This window comes from Aliivibrio sp. EL58 (assembly GCF_900312675.1).
Taxonomy (GTDB): domain Bacteria; phylum Pseudomonadota; class Gammaproteobacteria; order Enterobacterales; family Vibrionaceae; genus Aliivibrio.
On sequence record NZ_OMPC01000001.1, the window covers coordinates 440741 to 461075 of the forward strand.

Genomic DNA, 20335 nt, shown 5'->3' on the forward strand with positions numbered 1-20335 from the left:
ATAGCTTATATTTACCAATAATTACTTTTGTTCTCGAGTAAACCACCAACAAATTAATGACGCTAATGTCACCATTATAACGCCTTGCCAAAACTGCATTGTTAGCTCAATGTCTAGAATCCACGCAGAAAAGAACGTTGAAAAGATAGGTGTAAAATATGAGAACGTTGCTAACAGTACCATGTTGCCGCCAATAATCCCGATATTCCATAACGCATAGCCACTGCCCATCACTATTCCAGCAAACAATAAATCAATTATGGCATCACTCGTCATCACGATTGCACCTTCATCACTGATTGCGTATTTGCACCACAAGGAAACTGCCGTTGCGATAAAAAACCAAGTAATTGCATTTTTTCCATTAGCTAGTTTTTTAGTGACATTACAATAAATGGCCCAAAGAAATGCGCCCGTAAATGCCAACATATAGCTGATAGGATTGGTTGCTGCATTAGCCATTAGTTGAGAAGCAGATAAACCTTTATCGCCACTCAATGTCCATGCAACCCCAAAAAAAGACAATAATATTGCAGGATAAATCACCTTACTTACGGGTTTATTGCTCACAAGCACAGCAAAGAGCACCGTTAATGAAGGCCATAAATAATTAATAATGCTCATCTCAACGGCTTGATTACGACTGTTTGCCATACCAAGCGCTAGCGATAAACACATTTCATAACTAACAAATAGACCACCACCAATCAGCAAATAACGCGGTGAAAACAAACTAAGTTTTGGTAACCCAATAACAATCATTAAAAACAGCGAGCCAACACTGTATATCATTGCGGCACCGCCAATCGGCCCTAATTGCTCGGTCACATTACGAATTAACCCAACAATTAAACTCCATAATAAAATGGCAGAGCAACCTGCTACGGTGTATTTATATGAAGTATTCAACTTAACAATATCCTAATGAACAAAGAGAGAAACTATATTTTACCATTGAAGTCATCCATATATTCAAAATAAAAATGGAAACGGTATGAACAATGCTTAATGATTCACAATAGAAATACTTCTTTCGCCACTAATATTATCTTCAATATACTATTTGTGTCATTATTTATTTCGAAGCTAAAAATTATTACTAAAATATTAAATACACATTATTTATATAATTATCATTACAACAAAAGATGAAACACATTATGCTAAAAAATTTATCGCTAAAAAATAAACTCGCAATTTCAGCCAGTGCGGCCATTATACTTGGGGGAGTATTAGTTGAAGCTTTATCATTTAAAGCCTCTTTAGATCGTTTAGATATCGAAGTAGAACAACGCTTAGAAAGTACAACTGCATCATATAATCAATACGTCACTGATTGGATTTTATCAAAAGAACGAGCCATCACAGCACTTCCTCAAGAAGCCAATGCTGACACTATTGAAGTGCATTTAAAACAAGTCCGCGACTCGGCAAAATTTGATAACGTTTTTCTTGCGTACCCAGATGGTTCTCAAGCTAATGCGAATGGGGTGATCCTACCTCCTGGTAATGATGACCCAAGAAAGTGGGGGTGGTACACAAACGCAGTTGCCACACCGTCAAAAGTATTTATGGATAATCCAACCATTGCTGCTGCAACTGGAGCAAATGTTGTTTCTTTAGGGAAGGCATTAAGCCTTCACGGTCAGCAAGTGGTTCTTGGCGCAGACGTTGAGATTACTGATATCTTAAACAGCATGGAAAAAGTAATTATTCCTGGTTCTGGGTTTATGTTCATTGCTAATGATAAAGGTAATATTTTTACACACCCGAATACAAAATTACTAAATAAATCAGTTTCTACTTTAGGCTTGGACTTCTCCACCATTCAAAAAGCAACAAATAGTCACTCTAATATCTCTATTGAGATAGATGGTGATGAATACATTATGTATGCTCAAAAAATTGAAGACACAAGTTTAATCACTATTAGTGTAATTTATTATGACTCGCTAGTTGTCCCTCTATTTGATGCCGTATCAGGACAGGTTCTAGTCACAGCGATTGTCGTCATTATCTGTACGTTACTATTCAATTTACTGTGTAGTATTTTATTCCGTCCATTAAATAATGTCTCTCAAGCCCTTGCTCAAATTGCCAATGGTAGTGGAGATTTAACTCAACGAATTCATGTTGAAAATAAAGATGAAGTTGGTGAACTGGCTAATAACTTCAACACATTTGTAGAGAGCCTTCAGCAACTAATTCAACATATCCGTTTACAATCGCAGCAACTTACTGAAGGTTCAGAACAAAGTACTAGTCGTGTAAATAATTCAGTGAAAGAATTAAACCTTCAACAGCAAGAAATCACCATGGTTGCTACCGCTGTAACTGAAATGGCATCAGCTACGCGTGAAATTGCGTCTCACGCGGAACAAACGGCAGAAGCTGCACAAAACTCATCAAGCAGTACCCAAAAAGGTCATTCTCTTGTTATTGAAACAAAAGCATCAATCAATAACCTAGCAAATGAAGTGAATGAAGCCAGCATGGTAATCAGTGAGCTTCAGCAACACTCTCAAGAAATCAATACTGTATTGGCGACGATTCAAGGTATTGCAGAACAAACGAATTTACTTGCGTTAAATGCAGCCATTGAAGCCGCACGAGCAGGAGAGCAAGGGCGAGGTTTTGCTGTTGTTGCTGATGAGGTTCGAGTGTTATCTCAACGAACTCATACATCAACAGAAGAGATTAAATCGACAATTGATATCCTTCAACAAACAACAAGTCGTGCCGTTAACTTGATGAAAAGTAGCTCTGATCTGGCAAATAGCTCTGTAGAAGACGCAGATAGAGCAACACTAGCACTCGAAGAAATTAGCTCGTCAGTTACTTTAATCAGCGACATGGCGACTCAAATTGCGACAGCCGCTGAAGAACAAACTCACGTAACTGGTGAGATAACTCAAAATGTCACATCCATTAAAGATGTGACAGACCTACTTGTTATCGATTCGACAGATAGTTTAGATCAATCCCATTCACTCAAAGAGCAAGCCGTTAATTTAAGTGAAAAAGTAGCTACCTTTAAGCTTTCATAATAAGCAGTCTAAATGGTAGGAGTGATACTTAACTCACCACTTCTACCGTTTTATGTTGAGGACCTAAATACGTCCCTTCATCTATCAGATAACGTAGCGATTCTTCACACTCTGGACATTCAAAAATCTCATTCGACTCAATGGCTTCTTCTTCAACCCATTCCCAGCCAATATGTTCTTCACAACTTGGGCAGTCCATTTTTCATTCCTCTTAACTATTTTCGGCGAGTATAATTAACCTCAACTCGGGATAAGAAAGTCGAGAATATATTTTTCATACACTTAAATTAAACCAATAAGTCAGTAATGTTAATTTAGATGCGTAACAAGGCAAAATCATAAGTCAATAGCTTGCCTATTGCGTTGATTTTAAAGTAGTTAGGCGCTAAAGAAACAGTGCTGAATGGCTTAGATTATCCCGAGCTGAGGTTAAATCACCTAAAACAAAAAGTCATCACCTTACAGACGAAATAAATCACACCACCCTCTTATCAAACTAGAAATTATCAATTACTCTTAATCTAATAATCTTTTGTTATCTGTTTTTAGTCTCATTTTCTTGGTGATTTATGCTTAATCCTCTTTGGCTCAATACCTTTTGTACTTTGGTTGATATCGGCCATTTTACTCACACGGCAGAAAAACTCTTTATGACTCAGCCTGGGGTTAGTCAGCACATTAAGAAGCTAGAACTGGCGTGTGGGTATGATCTGTTAAAGCGAGAGGGGAAAAGCGTCGAGCTCACCGAGCAAGGCCGCCTAGTATACAATTATGCACACCAGCAGCGACGCGATGCAGCCAACCTAGTTGAAGCATTAAGTTTTGATGACCCATATAAAGGATTGTGTAAGTTTGCTTGCTCAGGGGCCTTAGCATTATCTCTGTACCCAGAATTTATCAATCTACAAAAGAGTCACCCTGATTTAGTAACTCATGTTGAAGTTGCACCAAATAGTAAAATATTAGATGAGGTCCAACGCGGACAAATTGATATTGGGATCGTAACTCATCAACCAACGCCAAATCTATTTCGTAGTGAAGAAGTTAGTAAAGAGCCACTCTGCTTAGTGTTACCAAAACACCATAAAAACACCGCCATAACTTGGGAGGTCTTACAGGCATTAGGATTAATAAAACACCCCGATGCAGAGCATTATCTGTCACTTTATTTTGATCTTTGCCAAGATGTAGCCCTAGAAAAAGGCAATGTGAATGAAATTCCAGTAACCAGTTACATTAATCAATTAAGCCAAATCCTGTTACCTATTGCTCAAGGGATTGGCTTTACGGTTCTTCCACAAAGTGCGATTGATGCCTTTCCTTACAAGCAGGATCTACATATACATCAACCAACAACCCCGGTTTTAGAGAGCTTATTTTTAGTACAAAAGAGAAATAGAGATTTACCGAAGAGATACCAAACTCTGATTCAAAAGCTTAAAGAAACACTGAGATAAGTTGAATTAGTTTTCTTTCACTTTCTCAATGATGAAATCCAAAAAAGCACGAATATATGGCTTAGGATATTGAGCGCTTTTGTAAATCGCAAAAATCTCACCACTGCCATTTTCACCATGAGTCACTGTCCACTTAGGCAATACTGGAATTAATACACCACTTTCAATGTAATCCGCCGTCATCCAATCAGAGAGCAGCAGTACCCCAGTCCCTTTTAGTGCTGCGTTCAATAGTGGCGAACCTCCTTTAGAAATTAAATTCCCCGAGACTGTGACCTTTTTCGATGTATTTCCTTTTTTAAAATACCAGTGGTTTCTCTGCCTTTCATGAGTAATAAGTAAGCAATTATGATGAATCAAATCATCCGGCTTCTCTATTGTCTCATGACTCGCTAGGTAATCAGGGGAAACCACTAAAGATGTGTTATTTTCCATTAACTTACGAGCTTTCAAACGGCTATCTTGAGGGGTGCCAATACGTATCGCTATATCGATATTTTCACTATTAAGATCCACCAAGTTGTTATCTAGTTCTAACTCTATCTGTACTTTTGGATATAAAGATAAAAACTCAGGAATTAAAGAAGCGAGTACTAAATTACCAAAGCTTTCAAAGACAGAGATACGTAACATACCTTCAGGCTCTTCATTATGCCCCTTCATTTCACTCAATAACTTATCACTCTCTTGCAGCAACTTAATTGATTGTTGGTGAAAATAAAGCCCCTCTTCAGTCAAAATTAACTGGCGTGTACTTCTTTTAAATAATGTCGTCTGCACTTTATTTTCAAGGTTATCGATGTTTCTCGCAACCGATGATGGCGCCATATGTAACGCATGGCCAGCTTGAGAAAAGCTACCAGACTCTACCACCTGATCAAATACTCGAATTAAATCTAACATGCCCCCACCTTTGCGTTTTATGCAAAATTATTTCAGCTTTAATGACTATTCTCTCTTTTTATCGAATTATGCACAATACACACATCGCAATAAAGCGCTAACAAAAAACATAAAGAGAGATTAATTATGACTACACGTATTGATATTGCAAAAATCCAACCAAAAGCTTTAAATGCAATGCTTTCTATTGAATCTTACCTAGCTGGCGTGGCGTTATCTGCTGAATTAAAAGAGCTAATTAAGATCCGCGCTTCAATGATCAATAAGTGTGCTTACTGCATTCAAATGCATGTGCCAGAAGCAGAAAAAGCAGGTGTAGAAGCACAAAAACTGTTTGCTCTAGCAGCATGGAAAGAGTCACCACTATTCAACGCAACAGAACGTGCTGTATTAGCATTAACAGATGACATGACACTAATCGCTCTTGATGGTGTTTCAGATACAGTCTATCAAGAAGCTTTAGAGGTTCTGGGTGAAGAACAACTAGCACAAGCAATGATGCAAGTAATCATGATTAATGCTTGGAATCGCTTTGCATTAGCAACACAAATGACGCACTAATCAGCCACATTACTGCCCTTCTAGTCACGTTCGTTGGTTATTCCAATGATCATGGCTAGCTTTTTCGCCATAAAATGAGAACATCATGAAACGTATTTTAGTCTTACTTGCCCACCCTTTAATTGAAAGCTCTACGATTAACCGCACGCTGGTAGAAGCATTATCTAAGCATGAACAAGTGACTACACATAACTTGTACCAAACCTACCCAGATTTCCAGATTGATACAGAGAAAGAGAAAGAGTTGCTGCTTTGTCATGATGTTATCGTGTTTGTATTCCCGATCTATTGGTACTCTAGTCCGTCTTTATTAAAAGAGTGGCAAGATTGCGTTTTAGAATATGGGTTTGCTTATGGTTCTAAAGGCAATAAACTTCACGGTAAAACGTTATTATGCATGACAAGTACAGGCAGCCCGCTTTCAGCTTATCAACCAGATGATAGCCAAGAGTCAATCCTGAAAACCTTATTAATGCCTATTGAGAAAATGGCTCAAGATACAGGATTAAATTATCTCGAGCCAATTACTCTATATGGTTCAAGAACAGCAGTAGAAGAAGGTCGATTAGCCCCTCACGTTACTCATTGTATGGATAAAATAAATGCGTTGTTGTCTGAAGAATAAAAGAAAGGTTTATTATATCGAGCGTGGGTATTTCAGCAGTGTCTTAATGTTTTACAAAGCTCTAAAACCAAAAAACTCCTGACCATCAGGAGTTTTCTATTTTTACCACTTTTTAGCCGTGTCTTTTGCAGTGTCTTTCCAATATTGAATTCGCGCACGTTGCAATTGGGCTTTTCTTGTTCTTTTCATAAAATACTTCCTTTAATCACTCGCTCATCTTTGAGCTGCTGTCATAATTCTTAATGACCTATTCAATCTATAGTAGAGTTGAGCTCTTTGCGAGGATCAAGATCACGTAATTTTAAACGTACTTCGTTTTTTTACTTATATTTTATGATCTATGTAACAATTTTTTATGCTGTCTTCTTAAAAGAAGATAACCACATTTATTATAACTTGATGAATAATCCATTCACCTTTCATTCACATTAAATGATATATCATACAATAAAATGCCTTAGGAATTTTATTATGAATACATTAAAACGATTTTTATTTCCTTGCTTTATCATCATAGCATCCATTGGTTTATGGTTTTTACTCCCTGATAATCTTGAGTTAGTAAGAAAAATCCCTGCCTTTTTTGCTGCAATCTCAATGATCTGCATGGCACTTGCTATGCTTATAAGTGCTCGTCCTAAATGGATAGAACCGATTACTGGAGGAATGGATAAGGCATATGTATGGCATAAATGGTTAGGTATTACAGGCTTAATTGGCGCTTCATTTCATTGGCTATTAGTCCCAGGACCTGCTGGCAATGGTATAAACCCTCAGCTAGCAGACATAGGAGAAGAATTCGGTCAATTCGCTATGTATGGTTTATTACTGCTAGGTGGTATTAGCATGGTCAGAAAAATTCCATATCGCTTATGGTTTTATACTCATAAATTAATGGGGCCTATCTTTTTAATCTCGGTTTATCATACCTTTTTCTCTGATGTTCCTTTTGAATTTAATAGTCAAACAGGCATCGCTTTATTCATTGTCTCTTTGATTGGATCTATCAGTTGGATATATAAAACTTTATTTAAAAAACGAACAGTCAAAACCTATCATGTAAGTAAAATCATACCATTAGATGATGCTATTGAAGTGAGTCTAATAGCTCATAAAGAATCAATTCAATATCATTCCGGCCAATTTGCTTATCTTGATTTTGGCTTTGATAGTATTGAACATTATCATCCATTTACCATCACTTCTGCACCACATGAAAGAGATTTAAGCTTTATTATTCGATCTTTAGGTAAGCATACTTCTGAGCTACAGCAACGAGTGACCGTAGGACAAACAGTAAAAATTGATGGTGCTTATGGGCGTTTACATACAAAAAGAGACATGAATAAACCACAAATTTGGATAGCGGGAGGAATTGGTATCACCCCTTTTGTTTCTTGGTTAAAACAAAGCCAAACGACAAACCAAGAAGTTCACTTATTTTATACGGGTCGTGGCAAGTTATACGGCATTATGCTGGCTAAGCTCACTGCACTGATCACATCAGATAAAGTGAAATTGCATAAACAAGAAAATGAAAATGACTTTTTAACAGGAGATAAAATATCTACTGTTATTAATCAGGAATTGACCCAACACCAAGTTTTTGCTTGTGGCCCCACTCCTATGCTAAAAGCATTAAAATCTCAGTTAAGTAAAAAAGGTATGAAAGAGACACAATGGCATAATGAAAATTTTGCCATGCGTTAAATATCCATGAAGACTAAACGTGAAACTATACTGCTTACTTTTATGAGCAGTATAATTTAATGCTTTTCAACAAACATAAAGACTTTCTTTACTCTACAGTGAAACATTAATGACATTAAAATTCACTAAAACTGTCAGAAATCCGCCTCAAAACCGTCACAAACTCTCTCTAGGATGACAATCAAATTATTGATGTAGTCCAAAGGATAGAGACAAATGAAAACATTATTAACTGGTGTCACTTTAATTACAGCAACATTATCAACGCAGGTATTGGCCAAAGATACAGACATACAATCTCTGGTGAATGCGGCAAAAAAAGAAGGCCAAGTTTACAGTGTAGGCATGCCTGGAAGCTGGGCAAACTGGAAAGATACATGGAATGATCTAAGCAGTATCTACGGTTTAAAACATCAAGATACTGACATGAGTTCAGCTCAAGAAATCGCAAAATTTGCCGCAGAAAAGAAAAATGCCACGGCAGATATTGGTGATGTGGGCTTTGCATTTGCACGAGTTGCTGTAAAAAAAGGCGTAACACAGCCATACAAACCAACAACGTGGAACTCAATTCCTGATTGGGCAAAAGATAAAGAAGGTCACTGGGCATTAGCTTATACAGGCACAATCTCTTTTATATCTAACAACAAATTAGTAAAAAATGCCCCAAGATCTTGGAACGACTTATTAGAAGGTTCATACAAAGTAAGCATCGGTGATGTTGGTGTTGCAGCCCAAGCAAATAATGCCGTACTCTCGGCTGCTTTTGCAAACGGTGGCGATGAAGCCAATCTAAAACCTGCAATTAAATTCTTTGCTGAACTAGCAAAACAAGGTCGCCTTTCTTATACCGACCCAGGCTTAGCAAACTTAGAAAAAGGCGAAGTTGAAGTGGCAGTATTATGGGATTTTAATGCTCTTAATTACCGCGATAAACTAGGTCGTGAACGATTCAGTGTCAATATTCCTCAAGATGGTTCTGTTATTTCAGGCTACACCACCATTATCAATAAATTCGCAAAAAATCCAAACTCAGCAAAACTGGCTCGTGAATATATCTTCAGTGATCAAGGACAAATCAACTTAGCTGAAGGCTATGCGCGTCCAATACGCAGTGATGTTACGTTGCCTCAGTCTATTCAAGATAAATTAATTCCTAACGACCAATACACTAACGTTCATCCTGTTGCTGACTTCAACGCATGGGAAAAATCAGCAAGAAAACTGCCTCGTCAATGGCAAGAAAACGTATTAATTAACCAACAATAAGAGATCACAATGAGCAGTAAGACGATTCTTGTTGTTCTCGATGGCCTTAATTACCAAGTAGCCCATGATTGCATGGGTTACTTAACTGGGTTAATTGAGCACCAAAGAGCAACACTATATAAAATTCAATCAGAGCTACCCTCGATGTCACGTCCATTGTACGAATGCTTGCTAACAGGCGTATCACCAGTAAACAGTGGCATTGTGAATAACAATATTGTGCGCTTATCTAATCAAGATTCCATATTTAGCTTAGCTACACAACAAGGCAGAACAACGGCAGCAGCGGCATATCATTGGGTCAGTGAACTCTACAATATTTCCCCTTATCATGCTGTTCGTGATCGCTTTACTAATAATAAAGCTCTCAACATTCAACACGCGTGTTTCTACCATTGGGATCACTACCCAGATGAAGCGCTCTTTTTGGATGCAGAGTACCTTCGCCAAACACATCAGCCTGATTTTCTATTGATCCATCCGATGAACATCGATGATGTAGGACATAAATTTGGTTTAGATTCTCGTCAATACAGAAACAGCGCACGTACCGCTGATATTATTTTATCCAACTACATTGATGATTGGATTAACAATGGTTATCAAATTCTTATCACCAGCGATCATGGTATGAACAACGACTTATCACACGGTGGTATTTTACCAGAAGAGCGCGAAATTCCACTCTTTGTTATTGGTAATCGCTTCAGTCATCAAGACCCTACGCTGAAAGATATGAAGATTAAGCAAACAGATATTTGTGGTGCAGTGTGTCAATTATTAGCACTTGAGCACAATAAATCATACCCTCAGGAATTATTAGCATGATGAGTAGTTCAGTTGTCACTCAATCTAAACGAACATCAATTATCTCGCCCAAAAACAGGCTAAAAAAACTCAAACCAGCAATTTGGTTAGCTCCTCTCGCCTTGTTTTTCTATCTATTTCAACTTGCTCCCATGCTGTGGGTGTTCATTAATAGTTTTATTTATGAAGATGTGTTCTCGTTAGAAAACTATCATGAAATACTAGATTCCAGTTTTATGCTGCAAGGGTTCAGTAACAGCTTATGGTTAGCGATATGGTCTAGTTTCATTGGGCTTTCTATTGCTGCCTTATTAGTCTCATCGCTTCGAAGAATAAATAGCAAGATCCGAGATGGCGTTATCGCATTTACTAATATGAGTAGTAATTTTTCAGGCGTACCACTCGCTTTTGCTTTTATTATTATTCTGGGCGTTAATGGCGCATTTACTTTATTACTAAAACAATATGGTTTGATTGATGATTTTAATCTCTATGGAAAATGGGGATTACTTACTTTATATATCTACTTTCAAATTCCATTAGCTGTGTTACTACTCTATCCTGCTTTTGATGCATTAAGTGACGATTGGCAAGGCGCTTCAGCCCTTCTTGGTGCCAAAACATGGCAGTATTGGTTCAAAATAGCATTACCCGTGTTATCTCCAGCATTACTAGGTACGTTTATTATTCTCATTGCCAACGCGATTGGTGCTTACGCTAGCGTATACGCCTTAACTAATGGTAACTACAACGTTATTACCGTTCGTATTGCTAGCCTTGTCTCTGGAGACTTATTCCTAGAACCAAACTTAGCCGCTGCAATTTCTGTTATTTTGATGCTGATTTTAGCCTTTATTACCATCATTAATCAGTGGCTTATCGCTAGGAGTTATCATGCAAAACGTTAATTCTATATTCCATAAATCAATCGTCTATTCTATTGTGGGGATCATGATAATCCCTATTATCGCCACTTTAGTTTACTCTCTTTCTTCACGTTGGGGCGCAACCATATTACCTGATGGTTTTACCTTCTCGTGGTACGGTCAACTACTAACAGATCAACGCTTTATTGCAGCCTTTGGACGATCACTCTTCATTGGTATTTCAGCGTTAGCGCTAAGTGTTTTTCTTATTATTCCTGCTATTTTTGTGGTTTTTTATTACTTCCCCAAGCTAGATAAAGTAATGAATATACTTATCTTATTGCCCTTTGCTGTTCCGCCTGTCGTCTCTTCCGTTGGCTTATTACAACTCTATGCCGACAGCACAATTCCATTAGTTGGTACTCCTTGGATACTGATTGGAACCTACTTTACAATTGCACTTCCTTTTATGTATCGCGCCGTAGCAAACAGCTTTGAAGCCATTAATCTAAACGATCTTATGGATGCAGCCCACTTGCTTGGTGCTAGTACGACAAAAGCATTTCTCTTGATCATTCTTCCGAATTTAAAGAAAGGATTAATGGCATCGATCTTCTTATCCTTCTCCTTTTTACTCGGGGAGTTTGTTTTCGCCAACATATTAGTTGGTACTCGTTACGAGACCTTACAAATTTACCTTTATAACATGCGTCAAACCAGCGGGCACTTTACGTCTGCTTTAGTGATGACCTATTTCTTATTCATCTTTTTACTGACTTGGTTAGCAAGTCGTTTTAGCCGAGGCATTAAATAATGAGCTATGTAAGCGTAAGTCAATTAACGAAATCATTTGGTGATAACACAGTCTTTGAAAACATAAATTTCAATATAGAAAAAGGCGAGTTCATAACACTACTAGGTCCAAGCGGTTGTGGAAAATCAACTCTACTTCGCAGCTTAACAGGGTTAGATCCTCTCAATAATGGCGAAATCTGGGTTAACGGTGAAAATATTACAAACCAAACACCACAACAACGTGGTATTGGAATGGTATTTCAATCTTATGCATTATTTCCAAATATGACGGTAACAGAAAACATCGCTTTTGGACTAAAAATGAAAAAAATTGATGCAAAGACCGTTGAAAAGGAAGTAAATAAAGTCATTGAATTAGTAGATTTAAACGGTAAAGAAAATCGCTACCCACATCAATTATCAGGCGGACAGCGTCAACGAGTGGCATTGGCTCGTGCATTAGTCGTCAAACCAAGAATATTGTTATTAGATGAGCCTTTATCCGCACTAGATGCCAAGATCAGAAAACGCCTTCGTCAACAGATTCGAGACATTCAAAAAGAGCTGAATTTAACCACAATTTTTGTCACTCACGATCAAGAAGAAGCCATGATCATGTCGGATCGCATCTTTTTAATGAACCAAGGTGAGATAGTGCAGCAAGGATCACCCGAAGAGATCTACACACAACCAGCTAATGAGTTTGTTGCTGGATTCATGGGACATTACAACTTAGTTGACGCACTAAAGGCCAAGCAATTATTTAATATTGAAACCGAGTGGAAAGTCGCTATTCGACCAGAATCTATTTATGTAAAAGAAGAAGGACGCCATTATGCAGATCATATATCAACACCCAAACAAGGTATTATTAAAAACCACCAATTACTTGGAAATGTAATACGATACCAAGTAGAAGTAAATGATTGCAGTTTGACTGTTGATTTACTCAATCGCTCATCAGAAAGACTATTAGCCGCAGGAAGTACACTAGACTTACTCTTCAACCTTAATGAAATTCAACCAGTGAGAGCTTAGTATGACGCAACCATTATACGTTTTTGATATGGACGAAACCTTGATTAACGGCGATTGTGCAATGATTTGGAATGAGTTTTTAGTTGATAAAGGAATAGTGACTGATCCCGACTTTCTAGACGAAGATAAGCGCTTAATGGCTCTATACTCTCGTGGTTTGATGGATATGGAAGATTATTTGTCCTTTTCAATGCAGCCATTAAAAACAATACCAAGAGAAAAAATAGCACAACTTACTCATGAATGTGTCGAGGAACGGATTTTACCTCTATTATTTCCAGAGGCTAAAACGCTTATTACTCAATTAAAACGCGATAATATCGACATGATAATTATCTCTGCATCTGTCGCTTTCTTAGTTAAATCTGTCGCAGACCGCCTTGGTATAGAGCATGCGATTGGGATTGATTTAAAAGAAAAAGGGGAACTCTATACACGTCATATATTAGGTGTTGCGAGTTACAGAGAAGGAAAAGTAGAACGTTTATCAGAATGGTTAAGTGGAGGGGATAAAACCTATTCTGAAATACATTTTTATACTGATTCTATTAATGATTTACCATTATGTTTGTACGCGAGCCATACGTACTTAGTAAATCCTTGCGAACAGTTGGCGGCTTATTCAGATAAAAAGAATTGGCCTATATTGCTTTGGGGGGAGTGAATAACCCAAATACTGTGATTATAAAGAATAATAATTGATTAATAAGCAATCGAAAAATTGCCAATAGCCTGGTTATTGCTGTTGGTAATATTTCCTTCACCAGTCTCTTCACAGTATGAAAAACCGATATCAAACGAGTCTAAATTGCCCTTCATCAGAACATTTCGTAATAAAACATCGCTGTTTAGTTGGTGAATTAGTGCATTCCATGACACATTATTTTTAAAAATAGTAAAATTTACTTTCATTGAGTACCTTTGATTTTATAGATAAGAAAAATAGTTAATTTTGAGCTCATAGATTTAAGATAAAATGAGGCTAAAAATTATTTAATATAGAGTAGTTGATAAATATTACAGAAAAATGATTGGATTAAAACTAAGATGGTAGAAGTAACTAAGAGATTTTTTGACAAGTACAAAACAGGAGTGGATGTTTGAAATGTTGATATCTTACAAAGTAGAACTAAATCGAGTATTAATAGAACATTTAAAAGTAGCGCAAATGGTACTAATACCACCTGCGCAACTTATTTGAAATTAAGCAGCTACAACGTTAGCAGCTTGAGGGCCTTTTTGGCCTTGCTCAACTTCAAAAGAAACTTTTTGGCCTTCAGCAAGAGTTTTGAAACCCTCTGAAGCGATAGCACGGAAATGTACGAATACGTCAGCGCCGCCGTTATCTTGAGTGATAAAACCGAAACCTTTCTCTTCGTTAAACCATTTAACGATACCAGTTGTTTTAGACATGTAATGTCCCTTATATTTAAATTCATAAAAAATCGCATAATGCGATGTGCTTAGAGCTTGAATTATTAAATGTGACGACAAAGCTAAGGGAAACACTGAGAATAACGACATTACGAAGAAATACTAAGGCTTACTTTACTTGATGTTCATTAACAACTCTGAGCAACAGAGCGAGATGAATAATACCTTAGTGCTAAAAATTGTAAAGTACTTTCTTTAGTTATTTTAACGTTTCTTAGGCCTGAAGCCATAACTCAAATAAATCAGTCTCATACAAATACCGCCGATATCTACCAACAAACCCGTAACATTAAAGGCGGCATAATCTTGTTTTTAAAGTCTATTTCAATCAATCAACTCGATATCACTGGGTTTCCATGTTTTATCGTACCATGCCTCTTCAGGGCCATATAAACGCAATAACGTGAACCATCCTTTCCCTGGCACAGTTTGTATCCAATTCTCTTTTCTTTGTTTTGGCGCGGTTGGGCCAAAGAAAATATCTACCGAACCATCAGGGTTCTTCACAAAATCATCCCTTTGATTATTCTTACTTGGCAATGATTGAGTTGTTTGTAATTCAGAGCGAGTTTGAGGATCATAAACCACAACCGACCAAAAATTCTTCGCAGGCACATTCGCAGGAATATTCAATGTATAATGTTTACCACCATCTAAATACTCGCCACCTTTTGCTTTATCAACCATGGCATATTGAGATCCTTTGCCTATCATTTTTAATGCCATCGCAGGAGTATTAACCGTAGCCATATAGAAGAAGTAAGTACGAGCATCTAGATTGCGCCCACCTTCTCCTCCATCAATTAGCCATTGATAATCTTTCCCGATAAATGCTGTTTTCCATAAACGGTCTTCATAGATATACGCTTTTTTATCTCTTGGCTGGAACATCAAAGTACGAGCGGTTGCATTCCCTATCGCTACGCCATCTTGCAAGATCTCTTGCATCCTTTCATCTGGCATAAATGGTTTACTTTTTTGGATGCCAATACTTGCCATCAAACCTCTTAATTCAGGGTCAAGAAAACTCACTGGTTCTTTATCTAATACAGGTTTAAGCTCCGCATAAAAATGAGCGTCGTTAGCATGAACCGTATTAAATGATTTATTACTACCAGAGATAAATTCCATTTTTGGTTTTACATTTTTTTTCGCTAACGGATAAATTTTTAACTTATTTTTATATGCATTTACCGCTGAATCCGTTTTCCCATCTTTTAAGAAACCACGCGCGATAAACCAATTAGTATAACTTGTTGATTGTGATACAAAGTACCCTTTAGGTACCTCTCCTTTATAATTTGGTGGCAAAATAAGGTACTTCCCTCCCTTGCCTTTATCAGGACCAACAATACCTAGGTCTGTCACAAATCGAAAAAAAGCATCATTAACCGTGGTCGGTCCCATACCTGCAGGAACTTCAATGACCGTAGGGCCATCTCTCTCTAAATCCAAAAAGGCTGATGCATAAACAGTATCAGTATTCCCTGTCAAAAATAGTGGATTTGAATCCATCAACTTATCAAAGAGAACCACTTGATTTGATTTAGTGACTCCTAACTCTTCATGGCCAAGCCTTAATGCCTCTATTGAAGCCATAGGAACCGCATTTAAAAAAACCTCAGTAGCACGAATAGTATCAAGGTTGTCGTAAATCTTTTGAGTCGTTTCTAAACTTGGTGCACCATCTTTAAATTCAAGCTCACCAATACTGGTTTCTACGTTATCTGGCGTCATTATGCTTTTAGGAATATCAGTATTATAGTTCTCCGTAGATACCGCACTGCTTGAAAAAACGATCCCTGTAAATAATGCCAGAGCCTTCAACTTAAATGTCATCATATTTTTACCTCAATCATTTATATTCGCCCCAAAATTATTAATTACTACAGTGGCGCTCACGTTACATAAATCTTAGTTCACTATCGATAATCTGCTGATTATTATCGCTACTTCTTAATAACTGAATTTATCTTAATCAATTAATGAACTCATTTTTGATAATGAACGCTTTTAAATTTGAGTTTTGTGCCATACTGATTTTTAAGGGTGCCAATTAAAAAGGACGCGCAGATGACAAGCAGTATTGATTTAAATCTATATCGATTTTTAACCACGCTTTATCAATGGAAAACGGGCGATAAAACTATACATAAATTGGATATCAGCAAGGCCACTTTTAATCGACATTTGTCTGATTGCCGAGATTTATTTGAAAATGAGCTATTTATTGCAGAGAAAGGGAAGTATGAACCCACAGCATTCATGGTTAATCTGCATAAGGAAATAGAAGAACCATTAAATTTTTTAAATGATATCAATGGAATATCAACCACTCTTTATTCCAAGAAAAAGAAAATCGAGTTGGCTTTTTATTTGCCTACAACCTTAAATGAAATATTCTCTCTGCGGTTGATAGAGCATGCCTTAGAGCAAGATCCTGAAGCTAAACTAGCTTTTCAAGACTGGGCTTTAAATGATATCGAATCTCCAAAAAAGAATTCGTTACCTGTTGGAATTACTGGATACCCACAAACCGTCAATCATCGTGTGATTGATAAAAAACTAGGAAGCTTAGCGCTTTTTGTTTATTTACCTAAAAAACATCCATTAGCAGATAATTCATTTATTGAGTTAAAGAAACTAGAAAACCAAGCAACCGTTAGAATAACGATGGGAAGTGTTGATACACATCGTTATTATCAACGAATATTTACTGAAACAGGCATCCGATTACAACAGAACCTCACCGTAGCAAATACCTCTATTGCTTTGGCGTGCGTAGCTAAAGGTCATCACATTTTTGTCTCATTTGATTCATCAGATACAGAGTTACCAACAAACGTAGTAAAAGTACCATTAAAACTCGATGGAAAAAGAATGAAGTTTGATTTAGGTATGCAGTACCACCGCTCTTATTACCAACATCCAATCATTACACAAATAGAAACAGTTATTAAAAACGTAATAAAAAATCATTTCCCCAAAAAAAATGAATAACCTCGCTGCGCAAAATCGTAATCTAACATTACCGATAAAAACGATTAAATTACGCTCCGCTTTGGTTATGATAACTTTATTAATTAAACATCATCATCCCATTGAGCGGAGCATTAACGCATGAAAAAAATTGTCCCATTTATCTTACTCGCCTTTTTCAGCCTGCGCTTATTTGCTTCTGTCGGTCCTCATATTCAGCAATTAGAGCACGATAGCTTCACTATTTTACGCTCAGCTCTTATTGTTGGTGCTATCTGTTTTGTTATTTCACTCATCGTTAAGAAATTCAAAAAAACAACACCGATAGCAATAAAATCTGAAGACAACCTAGATTAATACCAAAAAAAAGAGTGACCGTTTGGCCACTCTTTTTTATTACTTCTACTTCACTATATGTTTATGCATCGTGCTTATAAACATGAACATCGCGTTGTGGGAATGGAATACTTACACCTTCCGCATCAAAACGTTTCTTAACCGTTTCTGTTACTTCCCAGTATACATCCCAATAATCGTCTGTTTTCACCCAAGGGCGCACAATGAAATCAACTGATGATTCATTCAGAGTATGTAACTTCACCATATGCTCTGGTGATTTTAAAACTGCAGGGTGATTACTTAAAATGTCATTAAAGATAGCTTTCGCTTTTTCAATGTCATCTTGATAGCCAATACCAAACACCATATCAACACGGCGCACAGTTTCAGCTGTCACGTTTTTAATCACATCCCCCCAAATCTTATTGTTTGGGAAAACCAATTGTTGGTTATCAATGGTTTTAACGGTTGTTGACACCAAGTTCATGTGGCTCACTTTACCAGTAATGCCAGCTATCTCAACTAAGTCATTCACATCAAATGGACGGTAGATCAAGATCATCATGCCCGATGCAAAGTTAGAAAGGGTATCTTTTAAGGCAAAACCAATCACGACACCCGCTACACCAAAACCAGTAAGCAGTGGACCTAAATTAATGCCAACTTGAGAAAGGGCAATTAAGATACCGATCATCATGACAAACTTAGACCCCATTGATACAAAGAAATCTTGCATCAAGTGACTAAATTTCATCTTTGAATGAGAAACACTCTTTTTAATCGCTGCTTTTGCAACACGAGAAAGAATTCGAGTAACCCAAAGAATAATAATAAAGATTATAAGTTTAACGATGATCGACGGTGCATTTTCTACTGCCCAATCTTTAAAGCCTGTAACCCACTCTTCAGTCAAACCATAAGCAACACTAACGTCCAATACATCACTATTAATATCACCCGTAATAGAGAATATTAATTGCTTATATTTTGTAATATCAATGCCATTCTCTTCCATTAACGTCGTGGTTGCTTCTAAGCTCGCGACCATTAATGAAATGCGTTCAGTCATCGTCACTGCTGTTTGCTTTAATGTCTCTTTTTGTTCAGTAGAAGCAAATTTCAAACGCTGAGCAATATCATTTCTTTGGGAATCAAGATAATGAATCACATTGAATAATAGATCTGCACGGGTTTCTAACTCTTTTAAAATCGTTTGTTCTTCATTGGTGAAATCGATATTTAATGATTCCCCCCACGTTAACGTTTCAAAGGCCTCAACATAATACTGGTCCATCATCGTTAGACGTTTTTGAGCTGCAAATTCTAAATCTGCTTTTTCATCACCGCTTGCTTTTCTTGATGCCTTAGTAATACGTACAAGTTCTTTTTGGCTATAAGATAATAATTGATTAACCAATACCATTTCAGAACGAACTGCAGCAACTAAACCTGGGGTTTTACTATCGCTTTGAATTTTTACAGCGATCTCATTTCTAATGTCTTCATTTTGACGACGAAGTACATCTTCAAAAAAGAGTTTATCGGCGGGATCAGCAGTAGATAATTGAACTAAACGCTCTTGTAAGTTCTGCTGTGTTACTTTCATTTCATCAATACTTTGAGCATACGTTGGTGCAATAAAACTCACCATCAATAGCAACAAAGCCACATATTTCTTAATCATAAAAAACGTCCTATTTAAATCATGACCATATAATAATCTAAGCTTATCTATTCTGTTCTATATCTCTTCTTATTAATAGCGTTAAATGCTGAAAACTCGTTCAACTGTTGCTTTTTTGTGAAATCAAAAGGACTTATCTGAATTGAATTTTAAGGTTTATTGTTTCTATTTATCATCTTTTTTATTGCTATATTCTTTGATAGATAGCGACAAAAAAACGCGTTCAACTATTTTTATTATTAAAAAATAGAATGAACGCGCTTTCGTGTTGGGTTGTGACTAACTCAAAGCAACTATAAGGCAAACATTACTGCTGTTAATTGTGCTGCAAGTTCTTCGTTACGTAGCTCACCTTTTTCCATATCAAAGTTATCGTAGAAACTTGGAATAGAAAGAGAGCCTTTTACATCAGCAGCAAAGTAAGGTGCAGATCCTGTTGCTGCTGCAAGTACTGTCGCTGCACCACCAGGGCCAGGTGATGTTGCTAGCATAATTACAGGCTTGCCTTGGTAGACTTTCATATCGATACGAGAAGTCCAATCAAACACGTTTTTAAATGCCGCAGCATAAGAGCCATTGTGTTCAGCATAAGAGATAACAACGGCATCGGCTTCACCAATTTTTTGGAAAAAACGTTTTGCTTGCTCTGGCTGTCCTAACTCTTTTTCTTTGTCTTCACTGAAGATAGGCATTTCAAAATCATTTAAATCAAGAACCTCAACTTCAGCATTTGCCGCAAGGCCTGCTGCATACGTTGCTAAGCGTTTGTTAATTGATGTTGAACTGCTACTTGCTGCTAATGCTAAAATTTTCATAGGCCT

The 20335-nt window shown here is 37.0% G+C and carries 21 protein-coding genes; 13 read left to right on the forward strand and 8 right to left on the reverse strand.

Going from position 1 to position 20335, the window contains the following annotated elements:
- Positions 1–21: 21 nt before the first annotated feature.
- Positions 22–909 carry an aromatic amino acid DMT transporter YddG gene (gene yddG / locus ED622_RS01830; RefSeq protein WP_122032262.1) on the reverse strand — a complete coding sequence of 296 codons (888 nt, stop codon included), beginning with the start codon at positions 907–909 and terminating at the stop codon, positions 22–24.
- A 251-nt stretch (positions 910–1160) separates the two neighbouring features.
- On the opposite strand from yddG, the gene ED622_RS01835 reads away from it, so the two are divergent.
- Positions 1161–3047 (forward strand): methyl-accepting chemotaxis protein, encoded by a 1887-nt coding sequence (locus ED622_RS01835; protein WP_122032263.1) that lies wholly within the window; start codon positions 1161–1163, stop codon positions 3045–3047.
- A 28-nt stretch (positions 3048–3075) separates the two neighbouring features.
- Here ED622_RS01835 and ED622_RS01840 read toward each other — a convergent pair whose 3' ends face one another.
- Positions 3076–3246, reverse strand: coding sequence for a hypothetical protein (locus ED622_RS01840; RefSeq protein WP_122032264.1), 171 nt, complete (start codon positions 3244–3246; stop codon positions 3076–3078).
- Positions 3247–3616: 370 nt separating this feature from the next.
- Here ED622_RS01840 and ED622_RS01845 point away from each other — a divergent pair, with 370 nt between their 5' ends.
- Positions 3617–4504 carry a LysR family transcriptional regulator gene (locus ED622_RS01845; RefSeq protein WP_122032265.1) on the forward strand — a complete coding sequence of 296 codons (888 nt, stop codon included), beginning with the start codon at positions 3617–3619 and terminating at the stop codon, positions 4502–4504.
- A 6-nt stretch (positions 4505–4510) separates the two neighbouring features.
- Here the strand turns inward: ED622_RS01845 and ED622_RS01850 are convergent, their stop codons facing one another.
- Positions 4511–5407, reverse strand: a complete 897-nt coding sequence (locus ED622_RS01850) for a LysR family transcriptional regulator (protein ID WP_122032266.1) — start codon at positions 5405–5407, stop codon at positions 4511–4513.
- A gap of 126 nt (positions 5408–5533) precedes the next feature.
- Here ED622_RS01850 and ED622_RS01855 point away from each other — a divergent pair, with 126 nt between their 5' ends.
- From ED622_RS01855 to ED622_RS01900, 9 genes are all read left to right on the forward strand, one after another.
- On the forward strand, positions 5534–5968 hold the full coding sequence (locus ED622_RS01855; RefSeq protein ID WP_122032267.1) for a carboxymuconolactone decarboxylase family protein: 435 nt from the start codon (positions 5534–5536) through the stop codon (positions 5966–5968).
- 85 nt (positions 5969–6053) lie between these two features.
- Positions 6054–6593: an NAD(P)H-dependent oxidoreductase gene (locus ED622_RS01860; protein ID WP_122032268.1), complete on the forward strand. Its 540-nt coding sequence runs from the start codon at positions 6054–6056 to the stop codon at positions 6591–6593.
- Positions 6594–7064: 471 nt separating this feature from the next.
- Entirely contained in the window at positions 7065–8303 is a 1239-nt protein-coding gene (locus tag ED622_RS01870; protein WP_122032269.1) for a ferric reductase-like transmembrane domain-containing protein, read from the forward strand.
- 216 nt (positions 8304–8519) lie between these two features.
- Positions 8520–9572, forward strand: coding sequence for an ABC transporter substrate-binding protein (locus ED622_RS01875; protein WP_045104437.1), 1053 nt, complete (start codon positions 8520–8522; stop codon positions 9570–9572).
- 9 nt (positions 9573–9581) lie between these two features.
- Positions 9582–10400, forward strand: a complete 819-nt coding sequence (locus tag ED622_RS01880; protein ID WP_122032270.1) for an alkaline phosphatase family protein — start codon at positions 9582–9584, stop codon at positions 10398–10400.
- A complete protein-coding gene (locus ED622_RS01885) occupies positions 10400–11287 on the forward strand; it encodes an ABC transporter permease subunit (RefSeq protein ID WP_122032824.1) in 888 nt (295 codons plus the stop codon). The genes ED622_RS01880 and ED622_RS01885 overlap by 1 nt, the downstream gene beginning before the upstream one ends.
- Positions 11274–12059, forward strand: a complete 786-nt coding sequence (locus ED622_RS01890; RefSeq protein ID WP_122032271.1) for an ABC transporter permease — start codon at positions 11274–11276, stop codon at positions 12057–12059. The genes ED622_RS01885 and ED622_RS01890 overlap by 14 nt, the downstream gene beginning before the upstream one ends.
- Positions 12059–13078: an ABC transporter ATP-binding protein gene (locus ED622_RS01895; RefSeq protein WP_122032272.1), complete on the forward strand. Its 1020-nt coding sequence runs from the start codon at positions 12059–12061 to the stop codon at positions 13076–13078. The genes ED622_RS01890 and ED622_RS01895 overlap by 1 nt, the downstream gene beginning before the upstream one ends.
- Before the next feature lies 1 nt (position 13079).
- On the forward strand, positions 13080–13742 hold the full coding sequence (locus tag ED622_RS01900; protein WP_122032273.1) for an HAD family phosphatase: 663 nt from the start codon (positions 13080–13082) through the stop codon (positions 13740–13742).
- Between the two features lie 38 nt (positions 13743–13780).
- Here the strand turns inward: ED622_RS01900 and ED622_RS01905 are convergent, their stop codons facing one another.
- The 3 genes from ED622_RS01905 to ED622_RS01915 form a co-directional block, all read right to left on the reverse strand.
- The gene (locus tag ED622_RS01905; RefSeq protein WP_045104442.1) at positions 13781–13990 is read right to left on the reverse strand and encodes a hypothetical protein; all 210 of its coding nucleotides are present in this window, start codon (positions 13988–13990) and stop codon (positions 13781–13783) included.
- 291 nt (positions 13991–14281) lie between these two features.
- On the reverse strand, positions 14282–14491 hold the full coding sequence (locus ED622_RS01910) for a cold-shock protein (protein ID WP_012552262.1): 210 nt from the start codon (positions 14489–14491) through the stop codon (positions 14282–14284).
- A 345-nt stretch (positions 14492–14836) separates the two neighbouring features.
- Positions 14837–16354, reverse strand: a complete 1518-nt coding sequence (locus tag ED622_RS01915; RefSeq protein ID WP_122032274.1) for a DUF1254 domain-containing protein — start codon at positions 16352–16354, stop codon at positions 14837–14839.
- Positions 16355–16585: 231 nt separating this feature from the next.
- Here ED622_RS01915 and ED622_RS01920 point away from each other — a divergent pair, with 231 nt between their 5' ends.
- Together ED622_RS01920 and ED622_RS01925 are read left to right on the forward strand one after the other, a co-directional pair.
- Positions 16586–17512 (forward strand): LysR family transcriptional regulator, encoded by a 927-nt coding sequence (locus ED622_RS01920; RefSeq protein ID WP_122032275.1) that lies wholly within the window; start codon positions 16586–16588, stop codon positions 17510–17512.
- 120 nt (positions 17513–17632) lie between these two features.
- Entirely contained in the window at positions 17633–17848 is a 216-nt protein-coding gene (locus ED622_RS01925; protein ID WP_122032276.1) for a hypothetical protein, read from the forward strand.
- A gap of 61 nt (positions 17849–17909) precedes the next feature.
- On the opposite strand, the gene ED622_RS01930 is transcribed toward ED622_RS01925, so the two are convergent.
- Entirely contained in the window at positions 17910–19514 is a 1605-nt protein-coding gene (locus tag ED622_RS01930) for a mechanosensitive ion channel family protein (protein WP_122032277.1), read from the reverse strand.
- A gap of 293 nt (positions 19515–19807) precedes the next feature.
- Entirely contained in the window at positions 19808–20329 is a 522-nt protein-coding gene (locus ED622_RS01935) for an NADPH-dependent FMN reductase (RefSeq protein ID WP_122032278.1), read from the reverse strand.
- Positions 20330–20335 lie beyond the last annotated feature (6 nt).

Coding starts and splice junctions, on each gene's coding strand:
- ED622_RS01935 (WP_122032278.1), bottom strand. CDS start 20,329: ATGAAAATTTTAGCATTAGCAGCAAGTAGCAGTTCAACATCAATTAAC.
- ED622_RS01900 (WP_122032273.1), top strand. CDS start 13,080: ATGACGCAACCATTATACGTTTTTGATATGGACGAAACCTTGATTAAC.
- ED622_RS01860 (WP_122032268.1), top strand. CDS start 6,054: ATGAAACGTATTTTAGTCTTACTTGCCCACCCTTTAATTGAAAGCTCT.
- ED622_RS01870 (WP_122032269.1), top strand. CDS start 7,065: ATGAATACATTAAAACGATTTTTATTTCCTTGCTTTATCATCATAGCA.
- ED622_RS01915 (WP_122032274.1), bottom strand. CDS start 16,354: ATGATGACATTTAAGTTGAAGGCTCTGGCATTATTTACAGGGATCGTT.
- ED622_RS01895 (WP_122032272.1), top strand. CDS start 12,059: ATGAGCTATGTAAGCGTAAGTCAATTAACGAAATCATTTGGTGATAAC.
- ED622_RS01855 (WP_122032267.1), top strand. CDS start 5,534: ATGACTACACGTATTGATATTGCAAAAATCCAACCAAAAGCTTTAAAT.
- ED622_RS01905 (WP_045104442.1), bottom strand. CDS start 13,990: ATGAAAGTAAATTTTACTATTTTTAAAAATAATGTGTCATGGAATGCA.
- ED622_RS01910 (WP_012552262.1), bottom strand. CDS start 14,491: ATGTCTAAAACAACTGGTATCGTTAAATGGTTTAACGAAGAGAAAGGT.
- ED622_RS01885 (WP_122032824.1), top strand. CDS start 10,400: ATGAGTAGTTCAGTTGTCACTCAATCTAAACGAACATCAATTATCTCG.
- ED622_RS01930 (WP_122032277.1), bottom strand. CDS start 19,514: ATGATTAAGAAATATGTGGCTTTGTTGCTATTGATGGTGAGTTTTATT.
- ED622_RS01835 (WP_122032263.1), top strand. CDS start 1,161: ATGCTAAAAAATTTATCGCTAAAAAATAAACTCGCAATTTCAGCCAGT.
- ED622_RS01840 (WP_122032264.1), bottom strand. CDS start 3,246: ATGGACTGCCCAAGTTGTGAAGAACATATTGGCTGGGAATGGGTTGAA.
- ED622_RS01845 (WP_122032265.1), top strand. CDS start 3,617: ATGCTTAATCCTCTTTGGCTCAATACCTTTTGTACTTTGGTTGATATC.
- ED622_RS01920 (WP_122032275.1), top strand. CDS start 16,586: ATGACAAGCAGTATTGATTTAAATCTATATCGATTTTTAACCACGCTT.
- ED622_RS01850 (WP_122032266.1), bottom strand. CDS start 5,407: ATGTTAGATTTAATTCGAGTATTTGATCAGGTGGTAGAGTCTGGTAGC.
- ED622_RS01880 (WP_122032270.1), top strand. CDS start 9,582: ATGAGCAGTAAGACGATTCTTGTTGTTCTCGATGGCCTTAATTACCAA.
- ED622_RS01875 (WP_045104437.1), top strand. CDS start 8,520: ATGAAAACATTATTAACTGGTGTCACTTTAATTACAGCAACATTATCA.
- ED622_RS01890 (WP_122032271.1), top strand. CDS start 11,274: ATGCAAAACGTTAATTCTATATTCCATAAATCAATCGTCTATTCTATT.
- ED622_RS01925 (WP_122032276.1), top strand. CDS start 17,633: ATGAAAAAAATTGTCCCATTTATCTTACTCGCCTTTTTCAGCCTGCGC.